General features: G+C 39.0%; 11 protein-coding genes. 5 read left to right on the plus strand and 6 right to left on the minus strand.

Annotation, left to right across the window (positions count from 1 at the left end; genetic code table 11):
* Nucleotides 1-12: 12 nt before the first annotated feature.
* From ZA05_RS16020 to ZA05_RS16030, 3 genes are all read right to left on the minus strand, one after another.
* Nucleotides 13-1,053 (minus strand): aldo/keto reductase, encoded by a 1,041-nt coding sequence (locus tag ZA05_RS16020; RefSeq protein ID WP_053992701.1) that lies wholly within the window; start codon nucleotides 1,051-1,053, stop codon nucleotides 13-15.
* A gap of 100 nt (nucleotides 1,054-1,153) precedes the next feature.
* Nucleotides 1,154-2,113 carry an OmpA family protein gene (locus ZA05_RS16025; RefSeq protein ID WP_053992702.1) on the minus strand — a complete coding sequence of 320 codons (960 nt, stop codon included), beginning with the start codon at nucleotides 2,111-2,113 and terminating at the stop codon, nucleotides 1,154-1,156.
* A 42-nt stretch (nucleotides 2,114-2,155) separates the two neighbouring features.
* Nucleotides 2,156-2,917, minus strand: a complete 762-nt coding sequence (locus tag ZA05_RS16030) for an exodeoxyribonuclease III (protein ID WP_053992703.1) — start codon at nucleotides 2,915-2,917, stop codon at nucleotides 2,156-2,158.
* A 245-nt stretch (nucleotides 2,918-3,162) separates the two neighbouring features.
* Between ZA05_RS16030 and ZA05_RS16035 the strand changes: the two genes are divergently transcribed.
* Entirely contained in the window at nucleotides 3,163-6,573 is a 3,411-nt protein-coding gene (locus tag ZA05_RS16035) for a hypothetical protein (RefSeq protein ID WP_053992704.1), read from the plus strand.
* A 78-nt stretch (nucleotides 6,574-6,651) separates the two neighbouring features.
* The gene (locus ZA05_RS16040) at nucleotides 6,652-7,263 is read left to right on the plus strand and encodes a DUF3575 domain-containing protein (RefSeq protein ID WP_231632508.1); all 612 of its coding nucleotides are present in this window, start codon (nucleotides 6,652-6,654) and stop codon (nucleotides 7,261-7,263) included.
* Between the two features lie 73 nt (nucleotides 7,264-7,336).
* Here ZA05_RS16040 and ZA05_RS16045 read toward each other — a convergent pair whose 3' ends face one another.
* Together ZA05_RS16045 and ZA05_RS16050 are read right to left on the minus strand one after the other, a co-directional pair.
* Nucleotides 7,337-8,878 (minus strand): glycine--tRNA ligase, encoded by a 1,542-nt coding sequence (locus ZA05_RS16045; protein ID WP_053992706.1) that lies wholly within the window; start codon nucleotides 8,876-8,878, stop codon nucleotides 7,337-7,339.
* Between the two features lie 60 nt (nucleotides 8,879-8,938).
* Nucleotides 8,939-9,679 (minus strand): hypothetical protein, encoded by a 741-nt coding sequence (locus ZA05_RS16050; protein WP_157514732.1) that lies wholly within the window; start codon nucleotides 9,677-9,679, stop codon nucleotides 8,939-8,941.
* A gap of 216 nt (nucleotides 9,680-9,895) precedes the next feature.
* Here ZA05_RS16050 and ZA05_RS16055 point away from each other — a divergent pair, with 216 nt between their 5' ends.
* Together ZA05_RS16055 and ZA05_RS16060 are read left to right on the plus strand one after the other, a co-directional pair.
* Complete coding sequence (locus ZA05_RS16055) at nucleotides 9,896-10,573, plus strand: ComF family protein (RefSeq protein ID WP_053992708.1); 678 nt, start codon at nucleotides 9,896-9,898, stop codon at nucleotides 10,571-10,573.
* 112 nt (nucleotides 10,574-10,685) lie between these two features.
* Nucleotides 10,686-12,296 carry an Ig-like domain-containing protein gene (locus tag ZA05_RS16060; protein WP_053992709.1) on the plus strand — a complete coding sequence of 537 codons (1,611 nt, stop codon included), beginning with the start codon at nucleotides 10,686-10,688 and terminating at the stop codon, nucleotides 12,294-12,296.
* Here the strand turns inward: ZA05_RS16060 and ZA05_RS16065 are convergent.
* A complete protein-coding gene (locus tag ZA05_RS16065) occupies nucleotides 12,285-13,064 on the minus strand; it encodes an amidohydrolase (protein WP_053992710.1) in 780 nt (259 codons plus the stop codon). The two genes, ZA05_RS16060 and ZA05_RS16065, sit on opposite strands and share 12 nt — an antisense overlap.
* A gap of 143 nt (nucleotides 13,065-13,207) precedes the next feature.
* Between ZA05_RS16065 and ZA05_RS16070 the strand changes: the two genes are divergently transcribed.
* The gene (locus ZA05_RS16070; protein ID WP_053992711.1) at nucleotides 13,208-15,310 is read left to right on the plus strand and encodes a S46 family peptidase; all 2,103 of its coding nucleotides are present in this window, start codon (nucleotides 13,208-13,210) and stop codon (nucleotides 15,308-15,310) included.
* Nucleotides 15,311-15,353: the final 43 nt, after the last annotated feature.

Here is a 15,353-nt window from a genome sequence, read left to right on the forward strand (position 1 = left end):
ATGACGATGTGTTTAAGTGGCTGGATTTGGTATTAAAGTATGCACTTCATTGATAGCTTTTAAAATATCATCATTTAAGGTGATATGGATACTTCCGATATTTTCTTCAAGCTGTTCTAGGTTGGTAGCTCCAATAATATTACTGGTTACAAAAGGTTGCTGCGTCACAAAAGCCAAAGACATTTGGGCCAATGTCATATTGTTATCTTCAGCAATTTCTAAGTAGCGTTTTGTAGCTTCGGTACATTGTTCGCTGCTATATCTAGAGAATCTAGGAAAGAGTTTTAATCTAGCATTGTCTGCTGCCGTACCTTTGATATATTTTCCAGACAAAACGCCGAAGGCCATTGGTGAATAGGCTAACAAACCAATATTTTCACGCATGGAGATTTCTGCTAAATCGCCCTCAAAAGTTCTGTTTAAAAGAGAGTAGGCATTTTGAATGGTTTTCATTCTAGGTAAGCTGTTCTTTTTGGATTCTTCCAAAAAGCGCATGGTTCCCCAAGCCTTTTCATTGCTTAAACCAACATGACGAATTTTTCCAGCCTTAATTTGAAGGTCCAGTTTATGAAGCACTTCCTTAAAGTTGTCTTCCCAAGCATCATTGGGATTGTGTTTGTAATCACGAGTTCCAAAGGTGTTGGTTTCACGTTCTGGCCAGTGAATTTGATAAAGGTCTATATAATCCGTTTGAAGGCGTTTTAACTCAGTATTTAAGGCTTCTTGAATAGAATCTCCCTGAAGTCCTGTAGTTCTAATATGGGCTGTATAATCACTAGGGCGGCCTACAATTTTACTGGCGATAATCACCTTGTCGCGATTTCCCCGTTCCTTTAACCAGTTGCCGATAATCGTACTGGTTGATCCTTGTGTTTCAGGGCTCGCAGGTACTGGATACATTTCGGCAGTGTCAAAGAAATTGATGCCTTTATCCAAAGCCATATCCATTTGGGCAAAACCTTCTTCTTGGGTGTTTTGGTTTCCCCAAGTCATGGTGCCCAAACAAATTTTACTAACTTTTATATCGGTATGAGGTAATGTGGTGTATATCATTGTAAGTTGCTGTTTTGTATTTGAAAAAAAGAAGCTTAAAGATAAAAAAACCTTTCCGCGCTAAACATGGAAAGGTTTTAAAACTATGTTAATGTTATTTTTAGATATCCTCCAACAGTTTGGAGATTTCGTCCAATTTAGGTGTTAAAATCACTTCAATACGTCTGTTTTTAGCTCTCCCTTCTGCAGAATCATTGGAAGCTATTGGCGCAAATTCTCCACGTCCGGCAGCCGTCAAGTTTTCTGGGTTAATGGAAGGGTTTTCCCTTAAAATGTTTACAATGGCTGTAGCACGTTTTGTGGATAAATCCCAGTTTCCTTTTAACTGCCCATTGCCCTGGTAAGGCACGTCATCTGTATGGCCTTCAATTAAAATAGCAATATCTGGATTTTCTGCCAATACGCTACCCAACTGCTGAACGGCCTCTTTACCATTGGCGCCTACAGCCCAGCTTCCAGATTGGAATAACAATTTATTTTCCATAGAAATGTAAACTTTTCCACCACGTTGCTCAACGGTTAATCCTTTGCCTTCAAAGTTGGTCAAGGCTTTGGAAATGGCATCCTTAAGTTGTCCCATGGCCGCATCTTTGGAAGCAATCACACGCTCCAATTCTGCCACACGTTGTGAGCGGGCTTCTAATTCTTGTTTTAGTTTCTCTAAGCGGGCATTTTCATTGGCCAAAGCTTGTTCTTTAGCTTCCAATTGCGCTAAAAGCTCGCGGTTTTTCTGTGCGTTCTTTGCAATTTCCGAAGAACTGTTTTTCTCAAGGGCGTCGTAAGACGACTTCAAGTTGGATAAGTTGGCTTTGGCAGCTTCGTAGTCACTTTTTGAGGCGTCACGCTGTGCCACGGCAGCATCGTATTCTTTTTGCAATCTGTCAAGATCGTTTTTGGTCTTGTTCAAGTTTTCCGAAAGGCTGCCGTTTTGGTCAGCCAAATCGCGATTCTCTTTCTTCAATTCGGCATATTTGTCTTCCAAATCGGTGTAGATCTTTTTGGAAACACAAGAGGTGGCCAACATAAATGAAAGGGCAACAACTGAAATTTTTTTAAGCATACGGGATAAATTTTTAAATGTTGTTTAGTAATGAAATTTGGTTTAAGCTTCTATTTCCAATAGAATTGGACAGTGGTCGCTATGAACTGCTTCTGATAGGATAACGCTCCTTTTGATTTTTTCTTGTAAAGGCTCGGTTACCATACTGTAATCCAAACGCCAGCCTTTATTGTTGGCTCTGGAATTAGCTCTATAGCTCCACCAAGTGTATTCTTGTTTTTTTGGGTGCAAATGTCTAAAGGCATCTATAAATCCACTTTCGATAAATTGTCCTAGCCATTCGCGTTCTTCGGGTAAAAAACCAGAGACGCCTTTCATTTTTGGGTTATGAATATCGATTTCTTCATGACAAATATTGTAATCGCCACACACAATTAGGTTTGGGTGGGTTTCACGCAAGTTGTCTAAATACTCATGAATCATGTTCATATACTCAAATTTGTGGGCCAACCTATCATCATTGGTTCCTGAAGGCAAATACATGCTCATTACGGAAACGCCATTAAAGTCTGCTCTTAGGTTGCGGCCTTCAAAATCCATGGACTCAATTCCCGTGCCATACTCCACATGATCGGGTTCAATTTTACTTAAAATGGCAACCCCGCTATAGCCTTTTTTTTGCGCACTAAACCAGTAGTTGTGGGTGTAGCCTGCTTCGGTAAAAAGATCGAGGTCCAATTGGCTTTCCATGGCCTTTATTTCTTGAAGACAGACAACATCGGGATTTGCACTTTTGAGCCAGTCCATAAATCCTTTGTTAATAGCTGCCCTGATGCCATTGACATTGTAAGAAATGATTTTCATATATGATTGTAAATTAAATAGAATGCTGCCATTTGTTCTGTTTTGTACAGATGCGATTTAAGAAACGGCAAATTTCAGCTAAAATAAATAATACAGTACTTTTACGCCATTATTTTATGGAGCTTTTAACGATAAAATAATTTTTATCTTATGAAGTTTTAGTATCAGATGAAATACTACCGACTTAAAGGCTGTGCCAATGGGAGAAGTATTTCATTTACTGATATGGAAGTTTAAATCCCGTAATGAGAATACCGCTAAGTGTAATATGTTTGTTCCTGTCGTTTTGTGCGTTTGCGCAGGAACTCCCGTCACATTACAGGACTAAAAAGTTGGCGGTGCGCGATACCATACAAATAGATACGGTAAGCATTAATTCCAGTAGATTTTTGGTGAAAACCAAACAGAACAAGGTTTTAGATTCTTCCTTTTATTCCATCGATTTTTCAAAGGCCTTACTGGTGTTTAAAGAGCCAATTGAAACAGACTCTATTGTTGTAGACTATTTGCGGTTCCCCGATTTTATGACCCGTCGCTATTTTCAGTTGGACGACAAAATCATCGTTGAAGATACCAAAGACATGCAGCGTTTGTACAAACTGCAGCAGTCCACGATTGAACGTAGTTTTACGCCCTTTGAAGGGTTGTCTACTTCAGGAAGTATTTCTCGTGGAGTGACCATTGGGAACAATCAAAACTCTGTGTTGAATAGTGAATTGGACTTGCAAATTTCTGGAAAATTGAGTGATAAAGTATCGCTTAGGGCATCTATTCAAGATGCCAATATTCCTATGCAGGAAAGTGGTTATTCCCAGCGTTTGGATGAATTCGATCAGGTGTTTATTGAATTGATGAGCGACCGATGGAACATCAGGGCGGGAGATATCGATTTGGGTACGACCAATACCTATTTTGGAAATTTTAGTAAGCGGGTGCAAGGGCTTTTGGTAAATGCCAATTTGGAACATCCCAATTCCAAAACCAATTTGTTTGCCTCAGGTGCTTTGGTGAGAGGGCAGTTTACCACGAGTAAATTTACTGCAGAAGAAGGAAATCAAGGGCCTTATAAATTGCGTGGCCCCAATAATGAGTTGTTTGTGCTTATAGTGTCTGGAAGTGAAACGGTGTATGTGAATGGAGTACCTGTGGAGCGAGGTGAAAACAAGGATTATATCATAGATTACAATGCGGGAGAGATTATTTTCAATTCTACCTATCCTATTACTTCGGAAATGCGTATCACGGTCGATTATCAATTCAGTGAGCGCAATTATTCCAGATTTATAGTGTTTGGAGGTGGGGCTCACGAAACCGAAAAACTCAAAATTGGAGCTTCTGTCTATTCCGAAGTGGATGCAAAAAATCAACCTTTGCAGCAAAATTTGTCTGATGATCAAAAGGAAATTTTATCCAACGCAGGTGATGATAATTCGTTGATGGTTGCGTCATCTGCCATTCCTGAAACCTATAGTGAGAACAGGATTCTCTACAGGAAGGAGATTGTTGACGGAGAAGAAATTTATATGTTCTCCAGTAATCCTGGGGATGAGTTGTACAGCGTAAAGTTTACTTTGGTTGGCGACAATCAAGGCAATTATATTTTGGTGAGCAGCGATGCTATCTCTAATATTTATGAATACGTTGCACCGATAAATGGTGTGCCACAAGGAAATTATGAGCCTGTTGTAAAACTGATAGCGCCAACCAAATTGCAATTGGCTGTAGTAAACACTTCCTATCAACCTACGGATAAAACTGATATTTATTTTGAAGTAGCTGGGAGCAAAAATGATGAAAACCTATTTTCTACTTTGGACGATGGCAATAACGATGGTTTTGCGGCGAAGTTGAAAGTGAAACAAGCTTTGGTCAAAACCGATAGTTTGTGGAACTTAAATGTGTTTGTGGACGGGGATATCATCCAGAAGAACTTTAAGACTATTCAACGGTTGTACTATGCCGAATTTAACAGAGACTGGAATTTGGAAGATCCTTTGGGAAATCAAAGCCTATTGACTGGGGGTATGGAATTGTTACACTCTAAAAAAGGGATGGCCAATTATAGATTTGAACATCTCAATTTTTCAGAAAACTTTAATGGCAATAAGCATAATGTTTTTGCCAACTTGTATTTTAATAAGTGGAGTATTTATTCAAATTCTAGCTTTTTGGATAATAGAAGTAGTTTGACCACCTCTACATTTTTAAGAAGTTTTAACCGGGTCACTTACAGTTTTAAAAAGCAATGGGTAGGCACTAAATTCGCCATGGAAGATAATGAGCAGCGGGAACGTGCTACAGATGAACTTACAAACTTGAGCCAACGTTTTACAGCCTATGAAGTATTTACCGGAGTTGGAGACAGTACAGGAGTGTTTGTGGAGTTGGGCTATAAACATCGTGTCAATGATAGTTTAAGGGAAAACAGAATTACTAAGGTGAGCCATTCCAATACATACTATTTGAAATCCAAACTCATACAAAATGCCAATACCAACCTTGGGGTGTATGTTAATTACAGGAATTTAAAGTCGGCGGATGCTGAGGTTGAAGATGAACAATCTTTAAATTCAAGGGTGGTGTTCAATCAAAAGTTATTCAACCAAATCGTGCTATGGAATACCATTTATGAAACCAACTCGGGGACTTTGCCTCAACAGGACTTTACCTATGTAGAAGTGGAGCCTGGACAAGGAAGTTATACTTGGATTGATTACAATGAGAATGGAGTACAGGAACTCAACGAATTTGAAATAGCCCAGTTTCAGGATGAAGGTGAATTTATCAGGGTGTTGTTGCCCAATCAAGTATTTGTAAAGACCCATCAAAACAGATTGAGCCAAACCTTGACCTTAAATCCTGCCCAATGGTCTGTTGCTGAGAAAGGAGCCAAAAAAGTGCTGTCACATTTTTACAACCAAACTTCTTTTTTGATTGATAGCAAAAACAAAAGGGAAGGAGGAGAGTTCAATTTAAATCCGTTTGTAACGGAAGAGGACGAGCTCTTGGCCTTGAGTCAAAGTATTCGGAATGTGCTGTTTTTTAATCGTGGCAAACAACGTTATACCACTTCCTATACGTTTTTGAGCAATCGAAACAGGACGGTGTTGTCTATCGGATTTCAAGAAAATAAATTGAAAAGCCATCAACTTAATTTCAACCATAAGTTTGCCGAGAGTTGGTTGTTTAATTTTCAGAATAGTTTGGGGACCAATGAAAGTTTAAGTGAAAACTATGCCAGTAGAAATTATGAGATTGAAGAGCTGAGATGTCATCCAAAACTATCTTATTTATTCAATGAAAATGCCCGCTTTGATGTGTTCTATCAATACACTTCCAAGGAAAATGTCATAGGCGGTATGGAGGTATTGTCACAGAACAACTATGGAATGTCTTTTACTTATAACAAGGCCCAAAAGGTATCTTTAACGGGAGAGCTTAATATGTTTCAAAACACCTTTGAAGGAAATCTGAATACACCGGTGTCCTATCAAATTCTAGAGGGGTTGCAACCCGGTAAAAATTTTACTTGGACACTTTTGGCGCAAAAGAAACTGACCAAGTTTTTAGATCTCAATCTCAATTATTTTGGACGTAAAACCGAAACCTCCAAAACCATCCATACAGGTACGGTGCAATTGAAAGCATATTTTTAAGGTTGATAATACAATTCTTACGCAACCTTTTTGTAGATTTCACATCTTAAAACAGATAACCAATCAATCATTAATGCTATGAAACATTTTAAAAAAATGACTTTGGCAAAAGTGCTTACGTTTTGTGCTTTTGCATTGTTTTCTTCTGTGGTTTTGGCTCAGGATAACTTTAAAGGTAATGACGATGGACCTAAAAGGATGGAACTTAAGGCCAATGCGTTTAACCTCATTATCTATAAAACGGTAGATATTTCGTTTGAATATTTAATCGATTCGGAATCTTCCGTTGGGGTCTCCGCGCTTTTTAATTTAAACAATACTAAGGATGTGGATTATGATGAGCCTAATTACAATGAAAGGTTTGCCTTAACGCCCTACTATCGTCGTTATTTTTCGAGTAAATATGCTTGGGGATTCTTTTTGGAAGCTTTTGGGATGTACAATATTCAGGAAGATGGCTATTGGCAATATTCCTATGACACTGTGAATGAAATCCAGAATGAAAAATATATTGAAGAAACCTCGAGTAATGTTGCTTTTGGGATGTCCGTTGGCGCTAAGTTTGTAAGTAGCAAAGGTTTTTTGTTTGAGTTTTATGGAGGAGTTGGAAGAAATATAATTGCTTCAAATGATGATGTTGCTACAGAGTTGGTGCCTCGTTTGGGTGTTACCTTTGGATATCGATTTTAATATTTCATTTTAAGATGCATAAAAAAATCCCAATCATTTGATTGGGATTTTTTGTTCTATAATAGAGATGAATTTACATCTTCATCAACCAGTTTTTTACATCAACCTCTTGTTTGATAAGGTCTCGTAGTTCTTCAATTTTCACACGCTTTTGCTCCATAGTGTCTCTATGACGGATGGTAACTGTTTGGTCTTCCAAAGTGTCGTGGTCTACGGTAATACAAAATGGCGTTCCTAAGGCGTCCTGTCTTCTGTAACGTCTTCCAACAGCATCCTTTTCATCATATACTACGTTGAAATCCCATTTGAGGTCTTCAACAATTTGTCTTGCAACTTCTGGTAAACCGTCTTTCTTCACCAATGGCAAAATAGCTGCTTTCGTAGGAGCTAAAACCGCAGGTAATTTCAATACCGTTCTAGTTGTATTGTTCTCTAACTCTTCTTCTTCCAAAGCATTTGAGAACACGGCCAAGAACATACGGTCCAAACCAATAGATGTTTCCAATACGTAAGGTGTGTAGCTGGCGTTTTCTTCAGGATCGAAATATTGAAGTTTTTTACCAGAAAACTCTTCGTGCTGTTTCAAGTCGAAATCTGTACGGGAATGGATCCCTTCCAATTCCTTAAACCCGAATGGGAACTTGAATTCTATATCGGTAGCAGCATCTGCATAATGCGCTAATTTTTCGTGATCGTGGTAACGGTAGTTGTCAGCTCCAAGGCCTAAAGACAAATGCCATTTCAAACGCGCTTCTTTCCAGTGGTCGAACCATTCTTTTTGGGTGCCCGGTTTGATGAAAAATTGCATTTCCATTTGTTCAAACTCACGCATTCTGAAGATGAACTGTCTTGCTACAATTTCATTTCTAAACGCTTTTCCTGTCTGCGCAATTCCAAAAGGAATCTTCATACGGCCCGTTTTTTGAACGTTTAGGAAGTTAACGAAAATCCCTTGAGCTGTTTCTGGACGCAAATACAAATCCATCGCGTTTTCTGCCGAAGCACCAAGCTTGGTCCCGAACATGAGATTGAATTGCTTCACATCGGTCCAATTTTTGGAACCTGTTAGTGGATCTGCAATTTCCAGTTCTTCAATCAGGGCTTTAACATCTGCCAAATCTTCGTTTTCCAAAGATTTTGCCATGCGTGACAAGATGCTGTTGATTTTCTCCTGGTATCCTAAAACTCTTGCGTTGGTAGAGACAAATTCTTCTTTGTTGAAAGCTTCTCCAAAACGCTTTGCAGCCTTGGCTACTTCCTTGTCGATTTTAGCCTCTATTTTAGCGCAATAGTCTTCAATTAAAACATCGGCTCTGTATCGTTTTTTGGAATCCTTATTATCTATCAATGGGTCGTTAAAGGCATCTACGTGCCCAGACGCTTTCCAGGTTGTAGGGTGCATAAAAATTGCGGCATCAATACCTACAATGTTTTCATGCATCTGTACCATGGCTTTCCACCAATAGTCGCGTATATTTTTCTTTAGTTCAGCACCATTTTGTGCGTAGTCGTAAACAGCACTCAATCCGTCATATATTTCACTGCTTTGAAATATATATCCGTACTCCTTTGCGTGCGATATTACTTTTTTAAATTGATCGTCTTGATTTGCCATGCTGCAAAAATAAAAAACCGCTCTGATTATGGGAGCGGTTTTTTAAAATATATTTAAGGATTATTGTAACGTAACTTGCGTGGCTCCCAGTTTTCTGTCTTTGTGAAAGACATTCACAAAATAGGTGCCTTTTGAAAGTGGTTTTTCATTATTGTTAGGTTCAATATCGACGGTAATGTCCATAACGTCACCTCGATAGTTGACTGTTTTCCTGGAGCTGTAAATAAGCGAAGAATCTCCAAAAGTTGTAGAGCCTTTATCCGCCATTACATTGTTGTTGGGATTTACAATTTGAATGTACAGTTCCTTTTCGCCTTCTTCGGCCAAAGCGTTTTGGGCTAGTGTGAAATTAACCTCTATGTGGTCTGCCTTGGTAGCTCTTCTAGTCTCTTTTTTGCGTCCTAAAAAGCTTTTGTATGCTCTGGCTTCAAAGGAATTGGCAGTAAGAAGTGCCCCTTTCTTAATGTGCTCGCTCAGGATTTCATTTTCTTTCTTAAGGCTGTTGTTGGTACTGCGCTCTTTTTTTAGTGCATTATACGCTAAAAGTTTTTCACGCTGCAATAACAAATTGGCGTCCTTAAGTGAGTCGATGGCCTTGAACAGGTGATCGTTTCTGGTTTTTAAAAGGGTAAGCTGGTGCTTGAATTTAGAGATGACAGATAGGTCGCTGCGAAGGATTCGAAGAGAATCTAAGGTGAGTTCTGCATTTCTTTTCGCCTCTTTTACCTGAGAGGACATTAAATTATTGGACTCCATAATGTCGTCGTACCTCAAGATCATTTGAGATAGTTCGTTTTCCATTAAGTGTTTTTCACTCTCTAAAAATTGCTCGTTAGCTCTAATGGATTGGTAACTTGTAAAACTATAAACAGTTAAAACAGCTAAAGCAATAATTAATGAACCAATAATTAATCTGTAGTTAAAAAATTGAGGGTTAACTATCATTATTAATTCGCTATTTATCGCGCCCAAAATATAGTTTTATGTTAAGTTTAGATTATTTTTATCGATGAAGTGATGAAAAATTTGTTAAACTTATTCTTTCCGAAGGTTTGTGTAGGCTGTAGTGGCCATTTAGGGGATTATGAAGCCTATATTTGTTTGGAGTGTCGGCATCAGTTACCTCTTACAAATTTCCACTTTAATGGAGATGAGCGAGTTAAAAATGTACTCTACGGAAGGGTGCCTTTGCAGCAAGCTACTTCCTTGTTACATTTCTCGAAAAAGGGGATTGTCCAGCAAATATTACACAACCTAAAATATCGCGGTCAGGAAGATGTTGGAACTTTTTTAGGTGCATGGTTGGGAGCAGAACTCAAAAGTTTGGAGGCCTATCAAGATGTTGACTTAGTCGTGCCAGTGCCTATTCATAATAGGAAATTGCGAAAGCGGGGCTATAATCAAGTGCATAAATTTGGAGAAGAAGTTGCCAGTGCTTTGCAGGTGCCATTCAATATGGATGTCCTTCAAAAGCAGGCACCCACCAAAACACAAGTATTTAAGGATCGCTTACGACGTTTGGATACGGATACATCCAACTTTAGGGTTGTAAATGGGCAACAATTAAAGGGAAAACATGTCTTGCTTGTAGATGATATCATTACTACAGGAGCGACCGTGGAGGCTTGTGCCCAAGTATTGCTGAATATTGAAGGCCTGTCCCTGAGTTTGGCTACCATGGCCATTACCGATTGACAAAATGACTTTGGTGTAATTTTGGAATCCTTTTACATGCGACAATTTTCAACATAGCATGCCGTTTGTATACCAAATAAGTTGTTAATTTGCGTAAAAATTAAGCCTTAGGATGTTACAAAAGTGTTTTAAAACGTTAGTGGTGTTTACTGTAGTTCTTTGTATTGTGGGGTGTGCCAATAGAGGGACGCCAACAGGAGGAGAAAAGGATGTGGAACCCCCAAAAATTGTAAAGTCCGTTCCAGAAAATTATTCGACCAATTTCAAGGCTTCCGAGATTAGAATTTACTTCGATGAATACATCAAGGTGAAAAACATGCAAAAGCAGTTGATCATTTCACCCCCTATGGAGTATCAACCGGATATCACACCATTGGGCTCTGCCAGTAAGTATATCAAGATAAAAATAAAGGACACGCTTCAGGCTAATACTACCTATGCCTTCAATTTTGGGCAAAGTATTGTGGATAACAATGAAGAAAACCCTTATCCTTACTATAAATACGTGTTTTCCACGGGAAGTTATATCGATTCGCTTTCGGTGAAAGGTTTGATTTTGGATGCAGAAAATAAAGAACCGGATACATTTGTTTCGGTGATGCTTTATGAGAAGGATTCTACTTATACGGATTCTGTGGTGTATAAAAAGAAACCGAAGTATGTCACCAATACACTTGATAGTTTGACCACTTTTAGCCTAGAGAATCTGAAGGAAGGAGAATATATGATGGTGGCCCTAAATGATAAAAATGGGAACTTTACCTTTGAGCCTAAAGTTGACAAAATTGGGTTTCACAGAGGTGTTGTAAAGGTACCAAACGATACTATTTACGCGTTAAAGCTGTTTTCCGAGGAATTGGACTTTAGAGCCATTAAACCAAAGCAGATTGGTGGTGAAAAAATAGCATTTGGTTACGAGGGGAATGCCAAAAACATGAAAATCGGGCTATTGGAAGACATGCCTTCCAATTATGAAACGAGAATTACCAAAGATGCCAAAGCAGATACCTTGTATTATTGGTACAAGCCTAAAATGGAAATGGATTCGGCGCGATTTGTGGTTAGAAATGACAAGTATACAGATACTTTGATTCATAAATATAGGGAGTTGGAACGAGATAGTTTGGTGGTGAAACCTCTAAAGTCGGGAACCATATCTTTTAATGAGGATTTCGCTATTGAAGGTACTACGCCTTTTATGAAAATCGATGAGCAAAAAATTAAAATTACCGATAAGGATACTTTGGAGGTAGTTTACAAAACAGAATTCGACACATTAAACAATATCTATACGTTTAAGTTTGATAAAACCGAATCTAACAGTTACAGCATTGAAATGTTGCCGGAAGCCTTGACAGGGTTCTTTGGACATGTTAATGACACCTTAAATTTCAATTGCAAGACCAAAAACTATGCAGATTACTCCAACATGCGGGTGACCTTACAGAATGCCAAGTTTCCGGTGATTGTGCAGTTAACAACCGAAAAAGGGGAGGTGAAATACGAACAGTTTGCTGCCGAAAATAGAGTATTCGACTTTAGGTATATTGAACCTGTAAATTACTACTTAAGAGTGATTTTTGATACCAACGGCAACCAAAAATGGGATACGGGAAGTTATTTGCAAAAACGGCAGCCAGAACGTATCAGTTACTATCCAGAACTGATCAAGGATGCTAGAGCCAATTGGGATCCAATTATCGAGTTTCCATTATTGGATTAAAAACGTATCCCTATCGTTTAAAAACTTCAGTTTGTTTCTGTAAAAATTTAGGTGGTTACGCTCCAAAGTAAGGATGCCTACATATTCCTTATTGGGTCTAATGGGGGAAATATTGTTTCCCAAAATGTCGTAGGCGGTGGAATGGCCGCAATACTCATTGTCTTTTTCGTCCAAGCCAACTCTGTTCACGCCAATAGTGTAGCACATATTTTCAATGGCTCTAGCTTTTAATAAAGTGTCCCAAGCCACAATGCGGGGTTTGGGCCAATTGGCAACATAGATCAAGAGGTCGTAGTCTTCTTTGTTACGGCTCCAAACGGGAAAGCGAAGGTCGTAACAAATTAAAGGGCATATTTTCCAACCGCGATAGTCTACAATCAGCTTTTCTGTTCCGGAAGCATAAACCTTATCTTCTCCTACCAAGGAAAAGGTGTGGCGCTTATCATAATGTTGAATGTCTCCGTTGGGATGAACAAACAACAGGCGGTTGTAGACTTTGGAATCGTCCTCAATAATCAGACTTCCCACAATGGTAGCATCCTTTTCCAAAGCCAGTTTCTTCATCCAATCTACAGATTTGCCATCCATGGTTTCAGCCTGTTCTTTGGCATTCATGGTGAACCCCGTAGTGAACATTTCCGGTAGAACAATGAGGTCTACCTTTTGGTTGATACTTTCAATGGATTCCTTGAACTGTTTGCGGTTCTGCTTAGGATTTTCCCAAACAAGTTCCTGTTGGATAAATGCTACTTTAAGTTGGTCCTGCATACAGTAAATGTAAGCATTCTGCTCAAAAAACAATGCGCAGTGATGGCTATTTTTTGTAAGCGAGTTCTTGCGTTAAAGGTTTGATAAAGAGTCCTTCATTTTCAAAGGGGTTTCTTAAATTTGCGCCTCTTAAAAACTTACTTATGAAATATTTCAAGATACTATTACTCTTTATTACTTTTCAGCTGACTGCCCAACAAGGTGGAATGTGGATTCCTTCGCTTTTGGAAGGGATGAACGAAGCCGAAATGGAGTCTTTAGGAAGCAAACTGACCGCGCAGGATATTTACGATGTCAACAATTCCAGTTTAAAGGATGCTGTAGTGCATTTCAATGGCGGATGTACCGCTGAGGTGATTTCCCCAAAGGGGTTGATTTTGACCAACCACCACTGTGGTTATGGGCAAATACAATCGCATTCTTCATTGGAAAATGATTATTTGAAGAATGGATTTTGGGCCATGAGCTTGGAAGAAGAATTGCCAAATAGTGATCTTTATGTGGAATTCATTGTAAGAATTGATGATGTGACCGAGCAAGTTTTGGCAGGAACCAATGCTGAAATGACTGCCAAGGAATTACAGTCTTTAACCGATTCTAATAGTAGCAAAGTGCTCAAAGAAGTGAGGAAAGAAGATTGGCAGAGAGCAAAAATCAAGTCTTTTTATAAAGGAAACCAGTACTTTTTGTTTGTAACAGAGCGCTTCGAGGATGTGCGTTTGGTGGGGACGCCTCCAAACAGTATTGGGAAGTTTGGTAGCGATACCGACAATTGGGTGTGGCCTCGCCATACCGGAGATTTTTCTATGTTCAGAATTTACGCAGATCAAAATAACCGCCCAGCAAAATACGCAGCAGACAATGTGCCTTACAAGCCTAAACACTATTTACCGGTATCCTTGGACGGGGTTTCCGAAGATGATTTTACTATGGTATTTGGGTTTCCAGGTCGTACCAATGAGTATTTGCCAGCAGTTGCAGTTGAGCAGATTGTGAAAAAGGTAAACCCAAGCAATATCGCTATTAGGGAAGCGGCTCTAAAGGTGATTGATAGTTATATGAAACAGAACGACGAAATAAGAATTCAATATGCCTCAAAGCAAGCTAGAATAGCCAACTATTGGAAAAAATGGATAGGTGAAAACCTAGGTCTGGAAAAAAGTAATGCCGTTGCCATCAAACGTAACATGGAGGCTGAGTTTACGAGTCTTTTAAAAGAGAAAGGATTAGTTGAGGAGTATGGAGGTGTACTGCCCCAATTAGAAAAATTGTATGCGCAAATTGAAGCTGTCAATGTAAAGCGTGGAAATTTCAACGAAATTTTTAAGCGTAATAATGAACTTATGGGCATCATGTTCAGATTGGATCAAATGGAGCGTGCTGCAGCGAAAGGTGAGGAAGCTTTTGATCGTTCAAGAGATATCGTTGTAGATAAGTTGATTAGTATTTATAAGGATTTTAATGCAGATGTAGATCAAGGTGTTTTTGAAGCCATCATGCCTTTGTATACGCAGAATGTGGATACCTCCATTTATAAAAACAGCAGTTTCACCGATTTAAAATCGGCCATGAAAGTATTGGATGGTGATGCCAAGGAGGTTATTAAAAAACTGAATAAGGATAAGGCCTATAAATATGCGAAACCTTTTATTGAGGAATATTACAGCTCTTTAGATCCTGATTTTAACACCTTGAATTCTGAAATCAACAAATATCAAAAACTGTACATGAAAGCCTTGATGGAGGTAATGCCTGATGAGCGTTATTTTCCAGATGCCAACAGTACGCTTCGTGTAACTTATGGAAAGGTGAAAGGATACGAACCTAAGGATGCCGTGTACTATGACCCTATCACCTATTTGGATGGTGTGATGGAAAAATATGTGCCTAGTGATTATGAGTTTGATGTTCCAGAAAAGTTGAGAGAACTGTATGTTTCCAAGGATTTTGGAAATTATGCCGATACTAATGGGAAATTGCCAGTATGTTTTATCGGGACGAACCATACCACAGGAGGGAACTCAGGAAGTCCAGCCTTGGATGCCCATGGCAACTTGATAGGCCTGAATTTTGATCGTGTCTGGGAAGGCACTATGAGCGACATTTATTACAGCCCTGAAATTTGTAGGAACATTATGGTGGACGTCCGCTATATTTTATTCGTGATTGATAAATATGCGGGAGCTTCGCATTTAATTGAAGAAATGACGTTGGTACACCCCAAGCAAGAACAAAACCTAAACTAAACAATGAGCGCTTTCAAATTTTGAAAGGGCTTTTTTGTCTTAT

This window comes from Mangrovimonas sp. TPBH4 (assembly GCF_001280505.1).
In the GTDB taxonomy this organism is placed as follows: Bacteria; Bacteroidota; Bacteroidia; order Flavobacteriales; family Flavobacteriaceae; genus Mangrovimonas_A.

What these genes read in the sequence shown, in the direction of transcription:
- ZA05_RS16020 (WP_053992701.1), bottom strand. Translation starts at nt 1,053, where the DNA reads ATGATATACACCACATTACCTCATACCGATATAAAAGTTAGTAAAATT.
- ZA05_RS16025 (WP_053992702.1), bottom strand. Translation starts at nt 2,113, where the DNA reads ATGCTTAAAAAAATTTCAGTTGTTGCCCTTTCATTTATGTTGGCCACC.
- ZA05_RS16030 (WP_053992703.1), bottom strand. Translation starts at nt 2,917, where the DNA reads ATGAAAATCATTTCTTACAATGTCAATGGCATCAGGGCAGCTATTAAC.
- ZA05_RS16035 (WP_053992704.1), top strand. Translation starts at nt 3,163, where the DNA reads ATGAGAATACCGCTAAGTGTAATATGTTTGTTCCTGTCGTTTTGTGCG.
- ZA05_RS16040 (WP_231632508.1), top strand. Translation starts at nt 6,652, where the DNA reads ATGAAACATTTTAAAAAAATGACTTTGGCAAAAGTGCTTACGTTTTGT.
- ZA05_RS16045 (WP_053992706.1), bottom strand. Translation starts at nt 8,878, where the DNA reads ATGGCAAATCAAGACGATCAATTTAAAAAAGTAATATCGCACGCAAAG.
- ZA05_RS16050 (WP_157514732.1), bottom strand. Translation starts at nt 9,679, where the DNA reads ATGGAAAACGAACTATCTCAAATGATCTTGAGGTACGACGACATTATG.
- ZA05_RS16055 (WP_053992708.1), top strand. Translation starts at nt 9,896, where the DNA reads ATGAAAAATTTGTTAAACTTATTCTTTCCGAAGGTTTGTGTAGGCTGT.
- ZA05_RS16060 (WP_053992709.1), top strand. Translation starts at nt 10,686, where the DNA reads ATGTTACAAAAGTGTTTTAAAACGTTAGTGGTGTTTACTGTAGTTCTT.
- ZA05_RS16065 (WP_053992710.1), bottom strand. Translation starts at nt 13,064, where the DNA reads ATGCAGGACCAACTTAAAGTAGCATTTATCCAACAGGAACTTGTTTGG.
- ZA05_RS16070 (WP_053992711.1), top strand. Translation starts at nt 13,208, where the DNA reads ATGAAATATTTCAAGATACTATTACTCTTTATTACTTTTCAGCTGACT.